13 protein-coding genes and 3 tRNA genes are annotated in these 13,080 nt (G+C 59.6%); 13 read left to right on the top strand and 3 right to left on the bottom strand.

Translation table 11 applies throughout. The features are described from left to right. The first annotated feature begins 209 nt into the window (after window positions 1-209). The 11 genes from ABHT90_RS04330 to proC all read left to right on the top strand — a co-directional run bounded on the left by ABHT90_RS04330 (window position 210) and on the right by proC (window position 9,361). On the top strand, window positions 210-494 hold the full coding sequence (locus tag ABHT90_RS04330; protein WP_035137167.1) for an ATP-binding protein: 285 nt from the start codon (window positions 210-212) through the stop codon (window positions 492-494). A gap of 123 nt (window positions 495-617) precedes the next feature. After that, window positions 618-690: transfer RNA gene (locus tag ABHT90_RS04325), tRNA-Phe, on the top strand. Window positions 691-1,172: 482 nt separating this feature from the next. Beyond that, window positions 1,173-2,234, top strand: a complete 1,062-nt coding sequence (locus tag ABHT90_RS04320; protein WP_055309641.1) for a glycoside hydrolase family 5 protein — start codon at window positions 1,173-1,175, stop codon at window positions 2,232-2,234. 6 nt (window positions 2,235-2,240) lie between these two features. Then, a complete protein-coding gene (gene rsmI, locus ABHT90_RS04315) occupies window positions 2,241-3,119 on the top strand; it encodes a 16S rRNA (cytidine(1402)-2'-O)-methyltransferase (RefSeq protein WP_271759020.1) in 879 nt (292 codons plus the stop codon). Window positions 3,120-3,188: 69 nt separating this feature from the next. After that, window positions 3,189-4,790, top strand: coding sequence for a methionine--tRNA ligase (gene metG, locus ABHT90_RS04310; protein ID WP_217749855.1), 1,602 nt, complete (start codon window positions 3,189-3,191; stop codon window positions 4,788-4,790). Window positions 4,791-4,897: 107 nt separating this feature from the next. Continuing rightward, window positions 4,898-5,758 (top strand): 16S rRNA (adenine(1518)-N(6)/adenine(1519)-N(6))-dimethyltransferase RsmA, encoded by an 861-nt coding sequence (gene rsmA / locus ABHT90_RS04305; protein WP_346981741.1) that lies wholly within the window; start codon window positions 4,898-4,900, stop codon window positions 5,756-5,758. Further along, a complete protein-coding gene (locus ABHT90_RS04300; RefSeq protein WP_161145122.1) occupies window positions 5,748-6,665 on the top strand; it encodes a TatD family hydrolase in 918 nt (305 codons plus the stop codon). Before rsmA ends, ABHT90_RS04300 begins: the two co-directional genes overlap by 11 nt. A 43-nt stretch (window positions 6,666-6,708) precedes the next feature. Continuing rightward, window positions 6,709-6,795 (top strand) — tRNA-Leu (locus ABHT90_RS04295). Window positions 6,796-7,101: 306 nt separating this feature from the next. Next, window positions 7,102-8,040: an SPFH domain-containing protein gene (locus ABHT90_RS04290; protein WP_346981740.1), complete on the top strand. Its 939-nt coding sequence runs from the start codon at window positions 7,102-7,104 to the stop codon at window positions 8,038-8,040. A 6-nt stretch (window positions 8,041-8,046) separates the two neighbouring features. After that, the gene (rlmH, locus tag ABHT90_RS04285) at window positions 8,047-8,517 is read left to right on the top strand and encodes a 23S rRNA (pseudouridine(1915)-N(3))-methyltransferase RlmH (RefSeq protein ID WP_161145120.1); all 471 of its coding nucleotides are present in this window, start codon (window positions 8,047-8,049) and stop codon (window positions 8,515-8,517) included. A 73-nt stretch (window positions 8,518-8,590) separates the two neighbouring features. Beyond that, window positions 8,591-9,361 carry a pyrroline-5-carboxylate reductase gene (gene proC, locus ABHT90_RS04280; RefSeq protein ID WP_161145119.1) on the top strand — a complete coding sequence of 257 codons (771 nt, stop codon included), beginning with the start codon at window positions 8,591-8,593 and terminating at the stop codon, window positions 9,359-9,361. Between the two features lie 156 nt (window positions 9,362-9,517). On the opposite strand, the gene ABHT90_RS04275 is transcribed toward proC, so the two are convergent. Further along, a complete protein-coding gene (locus ABHT90_RS04275) occupies window positions 9,518-9,691 on the bottom strand; it encodes a DUF6724 family protein (RefSeq protein ID WP_006235069.1) in 174 nt (57 codons plus the stop codon). Between the two features lie 111 nt (window positions 9,692-9,802). Here ABHT90_RS04275 and serS point away from each other — a divergent pair, with 111 nt between their 5' ends. Further along, on the top strand, window positions 9,803-11,086 hold the full coding sequence (gene serS / locus ABHT90_RS04270; protein ID WP_346981739.1) for a serine--tRNA ligase: 1,284 nt from the start codon (window positions 9,803-9,805) through the stop codon (window positions 11,084-11,086). 206 nt (window positions 11,087-11,292) lie between these two features. Here serS and ABHT90_RS04265 read toward each other — a convergent pair whose 3' ends face one another. Continuing rightward, window positions 11,293-11,943, bottom strand: coding sequence for a hypothetical protein (locus ABHT90_RS04265; RefSeq protein ID WP_346981738.1), 651 nt, complete (start codon window positions 11,941-11,943; stop codon window positions 11,293-11,295). A gap of 91 nt (window positions 11,944-12,034) precedes the next feature. Then, a complete protein-coding gene (locus ABHT90_RS04260) occupies window positions 12,035-12,667 on the bottom strand; it encodes a hypothetical protein (protein ID WP_161145116.1) in 633 nt (210 codons plus the stop codon). A gap of 337 nt (window positions 12,668-13,004) precedes the next feature. On the opposite strand from ABHT90_RS04260, the gene ABHT90_RS04255 reads away from it, so the two are divergent. After that, window positions 13,005-13,078: transfer RNA gene (locus tag ABHT90_RS04255), tRNA-Arg, on the top strand. Window positions 13,079-13,080 lie beyond the last annotated feature (2 nt).

Raw genomic sequence — 13,080 nt, 5'->3', positions numbered from 1 at the left:
AGCGCTTGGCTTGCGGTTACTGAGTGCATTCGTCGCGAGTCGAAGGACGAGCCGCCGAGATGGCTTGCGATTGGATGGCTCCCAGACGGACGAAGCGTGGAGCTTGTCGCGGTCGAGCTTGTCCGTGGGTGGCTTATCATTCATGCCTTGTCTCCAGTCCAGAAGAAATTTTGGCAGGAGATTGAACAGGCTCGGCAAAGGGGTCGATGATGGGCAAGACGTATACGGCCGCTAATGGTCAGGTTGTAACGGACGAAATGATTGACGCGTGGTGCGAGTCGTACGAGCGCGGAGAGTTTCCGGATGGCGAACACACCGTTGGTGGGATCGTGCATGGACGGCCCCCACTCTCAGGTGAGGGGACGGCAACGCTGTCGGTCAAGATTCCTCTGGGAATGAAGGAGGCCATTCGTCGACGGGCGGCTGCCGAGGGGATGACGCCAAGTGAGTTTGCCCGTGCGGCTCTGAGCGAAAAACTTCTTGCTGCCGGCTGATGCCTCTGACGTGCCGATTTATAGAACCGAGGCTGTGCTCAAAAACTTTTTTAAAATTCTCGGTTGACCGGAACGCGTCCTTGGTTATACTAATCAAGCCTTGAAACAAGGCACACCTCAAATGGCTGGGTAGCTCAGTTGGTAGAGCAGAGGACTGAAAATCCTCGTGTCAGGGGTTCGATTCCCTTCCCCGCCACCTTGAATTGACTAGGACCTCTGCAAAGGGGTCCTTTTCTTTTATGCAGCCCCCACATGGAATCGAACCCCGTGAGGGCGCGGAGCTGAGTAAACGCGTAAGCGTTTGCCAGCGCAGCTCGCAAGGCGCGTAAGCGCCGCAGCGGTCCGTCCGCGCAGCGCGCGGACGCGATTCCCTTCCCCGCCACCTTGAATTGACTAGGACCTCTGCAAAGGGGTCCCTTTCTTTTATGTAGGGTTCTGCGGAAACTGCGTCCCAGAATAAGGGCTCAGAACGGGACACACTTTCCGGTGCCTGCCTCCGGCGCGCGTACACACCTCGTCGCACCATTCCGAGCCCGCCCGCCCCAGACATTCCTCCCACTTTCGCGTCACTTTACAGACCGTTCGGTCGCCTGTCCGCACACGCGGGTATACTCAAAACGATACTTATCCTATGCAATACGATGCGGGTTCGACCTGCATGATCCGAAGGGGGCAGTGATGGAGAGGATACTCGGCGTTAATCTCTCTGGCTGGTTTATTCCCGAGCCTTGGGTGACCCCGTCGCTGTACGCGGCGACCGGTGCATCCAACGCGGCCGAGCTACAGGAGGCCATGGGTACCGCCGCCTATAACGAGCGCATGCGCCGCCATTACGAGACGTTTGTGAGCGAGGACGATTTTCGTCGCATGGCGCAGATCGGTCTCAATGCCGTGCGTCTGCCGGTGCCCTGGTATGCCTTTGGCTCACAGGAGTCCGATGCCTCCTACATATCGGTTGTCGATTACATCGACCGCGCAATTGAGTGGGCTGCCAAGTACGACATCCGCGTGCTGCTCGATCTGGCAACCGTGCCCGGTGGCCAGGGCGATTCCAACGATTCGCCCACCACGCCGGAGGCTGTTGCCGAGTGGCATTCGTCCACCAACGGCCGTCATGTCGCACTCGACGTGCTCGAGCGCTTGGCCGATCGCTATGGCGAGGCCGAGAGCCTGCTGGGCATTGAGCTGCTGGACACGCCGCAGATGAGCGTTCGCAAGAGCCTCTTCACCATGACGGATGGCATTCCCGCTCACTACCTGCGCAATTTCTATCGCGATGCCTACGAGCTCGTCCGTTCGTATATGCCCGAGGATAAGATCGTCGTCTTCTCGTCGTCGGGGCATCCCAGCGAGTGGAAGCATTTTATGCGCGGCGCCAAGTACAAGAACGTCTACATGGACCTTCACCTGTACCATTACCGCGACGAGTATGCGCTCGATATCACGAGCCCCCGCGGGCTGACGACGGCGATTTCGCGTAACAAGCGCGAGCTTAAAGAAGCGATTTCGACTGGGTTCCCCGTGCTGGTGGGCGAATGGTCGGGCGCGGCGATCTTTGCCAACTCGTCGGTTACGCCCGAGGGCCGCAATGCCTACGAGCGCGTGTTTATCGCCAACCAGCTGGCTTCGTTTGCGCCGGCTGCCGGTTGGTTCTTCCAAACGTGGAAGACCGAGAAGCGCATTGCAGCATGGGACGCCCGCGCGGCGCTCGGTACGCTCGAGCGCGGCATGATTGAATAGGTTGATATGACGCAAAACAGCACCCATACGGGCAAACTCTATGTGGTCGGCACGCCCATCGGCAACCTGGGCGACCTGTCCCCGCGCGTTGGCGAGGCGTTTGCCGCCGCCGATGCCATCTGCTGCGAAGACACGCGTGTGACGTCAAAGCTGCTGATGCATCTGGGCATTTCCAAGCCGCTTGTCCGTTGCGACGAGAATGTGATCGCCAGCCGCGCCGTCGGCCTGGTCGACCGTCTGCTGGCGGGGGAGACCCTCGCTTTTGCCTCGGACGCCGGCATGCCGAGTGTGTCCGATCCCGGCCAGGCGCTGGTCGAGGCGGCGCGTGAGGCCGATGTGCCCGTTGAAGTTATTCCCGGGCCCTCTGCTTGCGTCACGGCGCTCGTTTCGTCCGGCATTCCCTGCGAGCATTTTTTCTTCGAGGGCTTTTTGGGCCGAAAGCACGGCGACCGCGTGCGCCGTTTACAGCGCCTTGCCGTGGTGCCCGGCGCACTCATCTTCTACGAGTCTCCACATCGCATCGTGGCGACGCTCGAGGCCGTGGCGGAGGTCTTTCCCCAGCGTGAGGTTGCCGTCTGCCGCGAACTCACCAAGCTGCACGAGGAGGTCTTGCGCGGGCCCGCTGCTCAGCTTGCCGAGGAGCTGCGTGCTCGCGGCGAGGTAAAGGGCGAGATTGCGCTGGTCATCGCGCCGCCGAGCGAGGATGAGGAGGCCGGTATCGTGCCGGTTGGCGCCGCGGCAGCGGATCCCGACGAGGCCCTGCGCGAGGATATCCGCGCCGCGCTCGAGGAGGGGGAGCCCGCCTCTGCGGTGGCCAAGCGCCTGTCTCAGAAGTATTCGCGCCGCAAGCGCGATGTCTATGCCATGGTGCTCGATATGCAATAGATGGAGGATATCCAGCCCTTGCGCTAGAATCATCCCCTGTATGCAACGTTTTTCTGGAGGACAAACCCCATGGATCAAAGCAAGCCTTCGTTCTTTATCACGACGCCCATCTACTACGTCAACGCCGATCCGCACCTGGGCACGGCTTATTCCACCATCATCGCCGACGTTCAGGCTCGCTATCGCCGCTCCGCCGGCTATAACGTCAAGTTCCTGACCGGCATGGACGAGCACGGCGAGAAGGTCGCCGAGGCCGCAGCCAAGCACAACATGACGCCGCAGGAGTGGACCGACAGCCAGGCTCCGCACTTCAAGGAGCTTTGGAGCAAGCTCGAGATTTCCAACGACGACTTCATCCGCACCACCGAGCCGCGCCAGCATCATGCCGTGCAGTACCTGTGGGAGCGCATGAAGGAGTCCGGCTACCTGTATAAGGGCAGCTACGACGGTTGGTATTGCGTGCCTGACGAGACCTACTTCACTGATACGCAGGTCCAGAAGGGCGACGAGGAGTACGGCAGCGTCGGCCAGCACCTGTGCCCCGACTGCCACCGTCCGCTTGAGCGCGTGCAGGAGGAGTCCTACTTCTTTAAGCTTTCCGCCTTCCAGGACAAGCTGCTCAAGCTCTATGACGAGCACCCCGACTTTGTCGAGCCTGCGTTCCGCATGAACGAGGTACGTAGCTTTGTCGAGGGCGGCCTTAATGACCTTTCCGTGAGCCGTACGAGCTTTGACTGGGGCATTCAGGTCCCGTTTGACGAGGGTCACGTGACCTACGTGTGGTTCGATGCGCTGCTCAACTATATGACGGCCGTCGGCTACGGTGTCGACACCGACGAGGCGCGTGCCGAGCTGGCCTATCGCTGGCCCGCGCAGTTCCACATCGTGGGCAAGGACATCATCCGCTTCCACTGCGTCATTTGGCCCGCCATGCTCATGGCCATCGGCGAGGCCCTGCCCGAGCACGTCTTTGCCCACGGCTTCCTGACCGTGCGCAATGCCGAGACCGGCAAGGCCGAGAAGATGTCCAAGAGCCGCGGCAACGCCATCGCTCCGCAGGACGTTATCGACATGTTGGGCGTCGAGGGCTATCGCTACTACTTTATGACCGACGTGGTGCCCGGCACCGACGGCGCCATCAGCTTCGAGCGCATGGAGCAGGTCTACAACGCCGACCTGGCCAACAGCTGGGGCAACCTTATCTCGCGTTCGCTCAACATGAGCGGCAAGTACTTTGACGGTTGCGCGCCCGCCAAGCCCGCATCGTTCGATGCGTTCGACAACCCGCTGGCAAAGATTGCCGATGGCCTGGTCGATCGCTACATGGCCAAGATGGACGTGCTCGATTACGGTGGAGCTAAGGACGAGGTCATGGAGCTCATCCATGCCGCCAACCACTACATCGAGGACTCCGAGCCTTGGGCGCTTGCCAAGGACGAGGCCAAGGCTGACGAGCTGGCGTTTGTGATCTACAACCTGCTCGAGGCCATCCGCATCGCCGCTCACCTGCTGATGCCACTCATGCCCCAGACTTCTGCCGAGGCTCTGCGTCGCCTGTCCTGCGAGGACGAGGCCACGAGCGACGACCTCAAGGGCATTTGCGCTTGGGGCCTGCTTGCCGGTGGTCAGCCCGTCGAGAAGGGCGAGCCGCTGTTCCCGCGTCTGGGCTAAGCCGCTGCGCGCCATATCGGCAATTTGCTGTTTAGATGTAAGGGCATGGCCGCAACGGTCCATGCCCTTTTGTTTCAAGACGCCGCCACCATGCTAAGGAGGCAACTATGACAACTTCGCCTTTGGCAAACCCCACGGCAACTAGGGAGCTGCTAGAGGAGTTTGGCCTTGCGACCAAGCATCGCCTGGGCCAAAACTTCCTGATCGACAACCATGTGATCGAACGTATCTGTGAGCTCGCTGAACTTGCGGGCGATGAGCGCGTGCTCGAGGTCGGCCCGGGTTGCGGTACGTTGACACTTGCGTTGCTGCAGGAGGCGGCGTGCGTTACGTCGATCGAGGCCGATCCCGAGCTTGAGCCGGTGCTTGACGCCCACGCCGCCGACTATGCCAACTTCCGCTTTATCATGGGCGATGCGCTCAAGGTGACGCCGGAGCAGATTGAGCAGGTCGCCGGTGGTGAACCCACGGTGTTTGTCGCGAATCTGCCCTATAACGTGGCGGCGACGATCATCCTTCAATTCTTCCAGACGATGCCCGCGCTCAAGCGCGCCGTCGTCATGGTGCAAAAGGAAGTTGCAGATCGCATTGCCGCAACGCCGGGCAACAAGACCTATGGCGGCTACACGGCAAAGCTCGGCCTGTATGCGCAGGTGACGGGGCGCTTTGAGGTGCCGCCGCGTTGCTTTATGCCGGCGCCGCATGTGGATTCTGCCGTAGTGCGCATCGATCGCGTTGACGGTATGGTACCCGAGGGCATCGACCGCGAGTTTGTGGCCCGCGTGATCGACGCCGCGTTTGCTCAGCGTCGCAAGACGATTCGCAACTCTATGAGCGCCAACGGCTTTGCCAAGGACGCGCTCGACGCCGCCTTTGAGGCCTGCGGTATCGCACCTACCACGCGCGCCGAGACGCTCGACGTCGCCGCCTTTGTCCGCTTGGCTCAGGAGCTAATCCATGATGCCTAATGCCGAACGCGTGACGTTTACCAAGAAAAAGAAGACGGTTGCTTGTCCCGTGCCCTTGGCGCCGCTTGCCGACACGCATGCACATCTGCTTTCGTTTTGGGGCAAGGATGTGCCCGAGACGCTCCTGCGTGCCAAAGCCGCGGGCGTCGACCTGTTGGTGACGATGTTCGACCCCATTGCCGACAAGCGCAGCGTGGCGGACTATAGCGACTGGCTGGTGCGCGAGATTCTTCCGATGCAGGATATCCCGCAGATCAAGTATCTTGCCGGCGTGCATCCGTATGGCGCGCCGGACTATACCGACGACGTTCATGCACAGGTCGTTGCCGCACTTGATGACCCCTTATGCGCCGGTATTGGCGAAATCGGCCTGGACTATCACATGGACTATGACGACGATATCGCGCCGGCACCCCATAACGTGCAGATTGATTGCATGGCGCGCCAGCTCGAGCTTGCCGTGCGCCGCAATGTGCCGGTGGAGCTGCACCTGCGTCACGAGGACTCGGATGGGGAGCGCACCTCGCACGTTGATGCGTACAACGTACTGCGCGAGGTGGGTGTGCCCCAGGCTGGTTGTGTGCTGCACTGTTTTGGCGAGGACCGCGCCACGATGGAGCGCTTTGTGGATTTGGGCTGCTATATCGCCTATGGCGGTGCGGCCACCTTTAAGCGCAACGACGATGTGCGCGAGGCATTTGCGGCAACCCCACTCGATCGAATTTTGTTCGAGACGGATTGCCCGTATATGGCTCCGGAGCCCATCCGCGGTCTTGAATGCGAGCCCGCAATGATCTCCATTACGGCAAACACGCTGGTCAACGACCGTGTCGATCGTACCGGCGAGGATGCTGAGGCAATCGCGCAAGCCGCTTGGGAGAATGCCTGCAAACTTTTTCAAAAATAGTTCTTGCGTTCGTGGTGGCGCTCCGTTATTCTAATTCCTGCACGCGGGCGTGGCGGAATTGGCAGACGCGTACGGTTCAGGTCCGTATGGGGGCAACCCCATGAAGGTTCAAGTCCTTTCGCCCGCACCATTAAATTAAAGAGCTCCCAGCAATGGGAGCTTTTTTGTTATGGGCCCATCACAGGGACTTGAACCTGTGAAGGAGCGAGCGTAAAGAAAACGCGGAGCGTTTTTAGCGAGCTGGCGAGGACGCCGGCAGGCGGCCGAAGCCGGTGCGGATCCGCGAAGCGGATACGCGGACGTCCTTTCGCCCGCACCATTAAATGAAAGAGCTCCCAGCAATGGGAGCTTTTTTGTTATGGGCCTCTTGTTGATGTCATGTTGCTGCTTCGTGCGGGTATCCTAGTGCCAACGTGTGCCTATCAGAGGAGAGACCATGCTGTTGTCCGGTATCATCGCCGCCCTTACCAGCCTTTTGATTCCCATCATCATCCTGTTGCTGCTGCTTCCTAACGCCTGCTATGTCGTTGAACAACAGCATGCCGTGATCATTGAGCGTCTGGGCAAGTTTAACCGCATCGTCAACGCGGGCTTCCACATGAAGGTGCCCGTGATCGACCGCAAGGCCGCCACGGTGAGTCTGCGCACCATGAAAAACGGTTTTGGCATCGACGTTAAGACCCAGGACAACGTGACCATCGGCCTTGAGGTCTCTGCTCAGTACCACGTGAGCTATGACATGGGCGCCGGCCCGGCAGATTCGGGCATCTACAAGAGCTACTATATGCTGCAGGAGCCCGTCGACCAGATGCGTGACTTCATCACCGACGCTCTGCGCTCTTCGATTCCCGTCTACACACTCGATGAGGTCTTTGCCAAGAAGGATGACATCGCCAAGGACGTTAATGCCACCGTGTCCGAGCAGATTGCTGCCTACGGCTTCACCCTCGTGTCGACACTCATCACCAAAATCGCGCTGCCGACCGAGGTCGAGAACTCCATGAACGACATCAACGCTGCCCAGCGCAAGCGCGCTGCGGCACAGGAGCTCGCTGAGGCCGACCGCATCAAGCGCGTCACCGAGGCGACCGCCGAGGCCGAGGCAATGGAAAAGGCGGGCGAGGGCATCGCCAACCAGCGCAAGGCCATCGCGCTGGGTATCAAAGATTCGCTCGAGATCATCCAAGAGACGGGTGTCGGCAATGACGAGGCCAACCAACTGTTCATGTTTACGCAGTGGTCCGAGATGATGACGGAGTTCGCTCGCACGGGTAAAACCTCGACGGTCGTGCTGCCGAGCGACTTTTCGCAGTCGGCCTCGATGTTCGAGCAGATGCTGACCGCCAGCAAAGTTCAAAACGATTCGAAGGAGTAGACGCGCGTGAAATACACCGTCGTTTGCGTCGGTAAGCTCAAGGAGCGCTTTTGGAAGGACGCGTGCGCTGAGTACACCAAGCGCCTAGGTGCCTATGCCAAGGTTGATATCCGCGAGGTGGCCGATATCGACCCGGCTAAGGCGGGCGGCGTGGATGCCGCGCGCGACAAGGAGGGGGCGGCAATTCTTGCTGCATTGCCGTCTCGGGCGCATGTGATCCTGCTGGCTATCGAGGGCAAGGAGCGTTCGAGTGAGGAGCTCTCGGCGCGGCTCGACGATCTTATGCTGCGAGGCAGCAGCGACATTGCCTTTGTAATCGGCGGTTCGGACGGCGTGAGTGATGAGGTGCGCGCCCGCGCCGACGAGATGCTCAGCTTTGGACACATTACCTTGCCGCATAACCTGGCGCGTGTGGTGCTGCTAGAGCAGATTTACCGTGCCTGCAAGATCAGCCGTGGCGAGCCGTATCACAAATAGGTCGGCAATACGAAACAATGGCGTGGGACAATACCTTTCGTTTTGAGGAATGTGTCTGAAAGGACTATGCGATATGAAGATTGGATTTGTCGGTTTTGGCAATATGGCGAGCGCTATGGCCGATGGCTGGATCGCTGCCGGTGTAGCTGCGAGCGACATGTGCGCCTGTGCGGGTCGCTACGACGCACTGGTTGAGCGCTGCGAGGCGCGCGGCATGGTCGCCTGCCACGATGCCGCCGAGGTCGTCGCCGCATCCGATATCGTGGTCGCTGCGGTCAAACCGTACATGATCGAGAAGGTATTCGCCCCGCTCAAGGATGCTCTTGCCAAAAAGGTCGTTCTGTCGGTTGCCTGGACCTGGGACAGTGCCAAGTGGGAGCAGGTCCTGCCGGGCGTTGCGCATATCTCGACGGTGCCCAACACACCGGTTTCGGTGGACGAGGGCGTCATCGCTTGCGAGAAGGCTTCCACGCTTAGTGATGAGCAGAGCGCAGTGGTGCTTGATCTGCTTGGCAAGCTCGGTGCGGTGGTCGAGCTCGATACGAGCCTGCTGTTTGTGGGCGGCACGGTGGGTGGTTGCGCTCCGGCATTTGTCGCTATGGCAATCGAGGCCCTGGGCGATGCGGCGGTCAAGCACGGTATCCCGCGTGCCGATGCCTATCGCATTGTGAGCCAGATGGTGCTGGGTACGGCAAAGCTGCAGCTTGCAACTGGCCAGCATCCTGCGGCGATGAAGGATGCCGTATGCTCGCCCGGCGGCGCCACCATCAAGGGCGTCATCGCGCTCGAGGATGCCGGCATGCGCAGCGCCCTGGTCAAGGCCATCGACGCCACCCTTCAGTAAAACCTTCCATTTAGGGACAGGTTTATTTTGGCTGGTTTTCCTGCGGTTTTATCTCTATAGCAAAAAGCGCCCCGCAACTGGCTCAATTCCAGTTGCGGGGCGCTTGCGTTTGCCCAGATAAAACCGACCAAAATAAACCTGTCCCTTTTTGGCAGGTTAGTCCCAGAAGCTGTCTTCCTCATCCTCGGACTTGGGTCCGCGGTCGACGTACATCTTATGGGTGCGCTTCTCCATTACAAAGGCAAGAATCGCAAATAACAGGATGCCGCCGGCGAAAAGGATGGCAAAACCGGTGCGGGTGCCAAACAAAAAGGAAAAAACTGCGTCCATTGGGTGCCTTCTTGCGTAGTTGAGTTGGGTCGTAAACGCTCATAAGTATATACTTGCCCATACATGTACAAGGTTGCAACCTAAATGGAATGTATATCGCCGGAGGATCTAATGCTTGATATCAAGTTTGTTCGCGAGAACCCCGATGCCATCGATGTCGCCATGGCTAACCGCCAGACGTCTTGGGATCGCGAGAAGTTCTTTGAGCTCGACGACGAGCGTCGTGCCGTCATCACCGAGGTCGAGGAGCTCCAGGCTACGCGCAATGCCGAGTCCAAGAAGATCGGCGCCCTGATGAAGGAGGGCAAGAAGGACGAGGCCGAGGCCGCCAAGGAGGCCGTGCGCGCCGTCAACGAGAAGATTGACGGTCTGGCCGAGCGCCGCACTGCTCTCGAGCAGGAGCAGTACGACTTCATGGCTCACCTGCCCAACATTCCTTGCGAGGCCACGCCGTACGGCAAGGACGAGGACGAGAACATTGAGCGCCGTCGTTGGGGCACCCCGCGCGAGTTCGACTTCGACTTTAAGCCGCACTGGGATCTGGGCACCGATCTGGACATCCTCGACTTCGAGCGTGGCAATAAGCTCTCCGGCAGCCGCTTTACCGTTCTCGGTGGCGCCGGCGCCCGCCTGGAGCGCGCCCTCATCAACTTCTTCCTCGATACGCACACCAGCCGTGGTTTTAAGGAGTGGTGGCCGCCCATCGTCGTCAAGCGTCAGACCATGTTCGGTACGGGCCAGCTGCCCAAGTTCGAGGATGACGCCTATCACGTCTCGGGCGACAACTTCCTGATCCCCACCGCCGAGGTCGTGCTTACCAACCTACACGCCGGCGAGGTTCTCGATGCCGACACTCTGCCGCGCCGCTACACCGCCTTCACCCCCTGCTTCCGCGAGGAGGCCGGTTCCGCCGGTCGCGACACCCGCGGCATTATCCGTCAGCACGAGTTCGACAAGGTCGAGATGGTCAAGTTCGCTAAGCCGGAGGAGTCCGACGAGGAGCTCGAGAGCATGACCGCCGAGGCCGAGTGCCTGCTGCAGCAGCTGGGCCTTCCGTATCGCGTGATTAGCCTGTGCACCGGCGACTTGGGTTTCTCTGCCCGTCAGACCTACGACGTCGAGGTCTGGCTGCCGAGCTACAACGCCTACAAGGAGATCAGCTCCTGCTCCAACTGCGGTGACTTCCAGGCTCGCCGCGCCAACATCAAGTATCGCGACCCCGAGAACTTCAAGGGTTCGCGCTACCTGCACACTCTCAACGGTTCCGGCCTGCCGGCCGGCCGCACCATGGCCGCCATTCTGGAGAACTACCAGAACGCCGACGGCACCATCACGATCCCCGAGGTTCTGCGTCCCTACATGGGTGGTCTCGAGAAGATCGAGCCCGAGGCGTAAGGTCTCTTGCAAACATATCGCATGATGAGCGGCGGGGCCATGGGGCTCCGCCGCCTTTGTTTGCGCGCGGCTTGCGACGTTTTGACGCGGAAGACGGCCAAAACAAAAAGAGGCCCGATTCCGGGGGAAGCGGGAATCGGGCCCTGCTCGCGCGCTCGCGCTGCCCTGCGGGCTATTCTGCGCGTGGCGTCATGCCGGGTTTGGCGCTACTTTCTCGTTCCGGAGATGACAAGTCCGTTCTCCTCGCAGAGATCCTTGATGCTAATGTCCTTGGCCTCAAGCTTCTTTTCCTCAAGATCTTCTTCGCAGAACTCAATGGACTCGAGGAATGCCTTGCAGGCGGGGTCGTCGGTGGTCGCCATAAAGAGAGTGATCTCGACGCTTCTTCCGGAGTTGGGAATATCGGTCGCGAGGTGCATGCTCGGTGTCTTGTGCCACGTAAAGTTGACGGTCTTCCAGGTATACCGGCCGATGGTCACGTCTTCTCCACGCTCATAGCCATCGCGGGCCGAGTCGTTGGTGACAACCGTCTCGGCGTCCTTCGTGGAGCTTACGCCAAAGGAGATGACTTTGTTGCTATCCTCGATGCCGTTGAAGAGGATTTCAGACACATTGCCATCGCTTCCGCTGCGCGCCCATACGTCGTAGCCCTCGGGTGCGTAAGCCTTGAACCACGTAAAGTCGATACGGTCGTCGGCGGGCTTTTTGGACTCCTTCTTTTCGGTCGCCTGCTTGGGGGCGCTGCCGGCGTCGCTGCCAGCAGGCTTTGCAGAGCTACCGCCGTTGCAGCCCATGAGGGCCATGCTCAGGGCAAGAGCCGCAACGCATACCGCCAATAGCTTCTTAGTGATCTTCATGGGTTCTCGTCCTTTCTTGCTCGACCCTCTCCGTTTTCCTTACAGACCGTTGTGTGGAGCAACGTCTGTCGTACACAAATGAACTGCGGGGCTACTTTCCCGGCTTGTACTCAGTGAGGCCGTTTTCCTTGCAGAGGTCGGCAATGCTGATGTTCTTGGCCTCGTTATGCGCCTCTTCGAGGTTCTCGGGGAACTCGAGGGACTCGAGGAATGCCTTGACGGCGGGGTCGTCGGGAGTCGTCATGAACAGGTAGATAACGACGCTTTGGCCGGTATCGGGAATCTCGGAGATCAGTTCGACGCTCGGTGTCTTGTTCCAGGTGAAGTTGACGGTCTTCCAGGTGTACTTGCCGATGGTGATATCTTCACCTGCTTCGTAGCCGTCGCTCTCGGTTTCATCGGCAACGAGCGTCTCGGCGTCGTCGGACTCAACATCAAAGGAGATGGACTTATCGCTCTCGTCGACATTCTTGAAGCAAATGCTGCCGACGAAGCCGCCGTCGCCGCTGTCGGACCAGACGTCATAGCCCTCGGGCACAGAGGCCTTGAACCAGGTGAAGTCGATACGGTTGTCCGCGGGCTTCTTGGACTCCTTTTGCTCGGTAGTGCCCTTGGAAGCGCTCCCGCCACTGGAAGAGCTTGTGCCGCCGTTGCAGCCCATGAGGGCCATGCTCAGGGCAAGAGCCGCAACGCATACCGCCAGTAGTTTCTTGGTGATCTTCATAGGTCCTCGTCCTTTCGTGTGCGTTCTTTTCATTTCGACCCATGAGTCGCTGCGTGGATCAACGGATGCCGTCATGGGCCCTTCCTACTTACGAGGCTATCGGTCGGGGGCATTTTAGGAAGTGCCTTGGGTCCCAAAAGCGTCGTGCAAAGCGCTACAAGCGTCCCATTTTTGAATGTGGGGCAACAACATGGGGGAGGGGAAAAATATTTGGGCAGGCGCGAGCCATCTACCTGCTTTTCCGTTGCTTGGATGCGTGCGGCTAAAAATTTTTTTGACTTTAAGAGAATTTTTTCTTGACGCGACCTAGGGGCGGTGGCATTATGAATAACGCGCTGCGGCGTTACCTCAGCTGGATAGAGGGTCTGACTACGAATCAGAACGTCATAGGTTCGAATCCTATACGCCGCACC

It is taken from the genome of Collinsella aerofaciens, from assembly GCF_039758815.1.
In the GTDB taxonomy this organism is placed as follows: Bacteria; Actinomycetota; Coriobacteriia; order Coriobacteriales; family Coriobacteriaceae; genus Collinsella; species Collinsella aerofaciens_BP.
This window is presented reverse-complemented; position numbering and strand designations above follow the sequence as displayed.

Excerpts from the sequence above, each read along its gene's own strand:
- ABHT90_RS04330 (WP_035137167.1), top strand. The coding sequence starts at position 210 with ATGGGCAAGACGTATACGGCCGCTAATGGTCAGGTTGTAACGGACGAA.
- ABHT90_RS04320 (WP_055309641.1), top strand. The coding sequence starts at position 1,173 with ATGGAGAGGATACTCGGCGTTAATCTCTCTGGCTGGTTTATTCCCGAG.
- rsmI (WP_271759020.1), top strand. The coding sequence starts at position 2,241 with ATGACGCAAAACAGCACCCATACGGGCAAACTCTATGTGGTCGGCACG.
- metG (WP_217749855.1), top strand. The coding sequence starts at position 3,189 with ATGGATCAAAGCAAGCCTTCGTTCTTTATCACGACGCCCATCTACTAC.
- rsmA (WP_346981741.1), top strand. The coding sequence starts at position 4,898 with ATGACAACTTCGCCTTTGGCAAACCCCACGGCAACTAGGGAGCTGCTA.
- ABHT90_RS04300 (WP_161145122.1), top strand. The coding sequence starts at position 5,748 with ATGATGCCTAATGCCGAACGCGTGACGTTTACCAAGAAAAAGAAGACG.
- ABHT90_RS04290 (WP_346981740.1), top strand. The coding sequence starts at position 7,102 with ATGCTGTTGTCCGGTATCATCGCCGCCCTTACCAGCCTTTTGATTCCC.
- proC (WP_161145119.1), top strand. The coding sequence starts at position 8,591 with ATGAAGATTGGATTTGTCGGTTTTGGCAATATGGCGAGCGCTATGGCC.
- ABHT90_RS04275 (WP_006235069.1), bottom strand. The coding sequence starts at position 9,691 with ATGGACGCAGTTTTTTCCTTTTTGTTTGGCACCCGCACCGGTTTTGCC.
- serS (WP_346981739.1), top strand. The coding sequence starts at position 9,803 with ATGCTTGATATCAAGTTTGTTCGCGAGAACCCCGATGCCATCGATGTC.
- ABHT90_RS04265 (WP_346981738.1), bottom strand. The coding sequence starts at position 11,943 with ATGAAGATCACTAAGAAGCTATTGGCGGTATGCGTTGCGGCTCTTGCC.
- ABHT90_RS04260 (WP_161145116.1), bottom strand. The coding sequence starts at position 12,667 with ATGAAGATCACCAAGAAACTACTGGCGGTATGCGTTGCGGCTCTTGCC.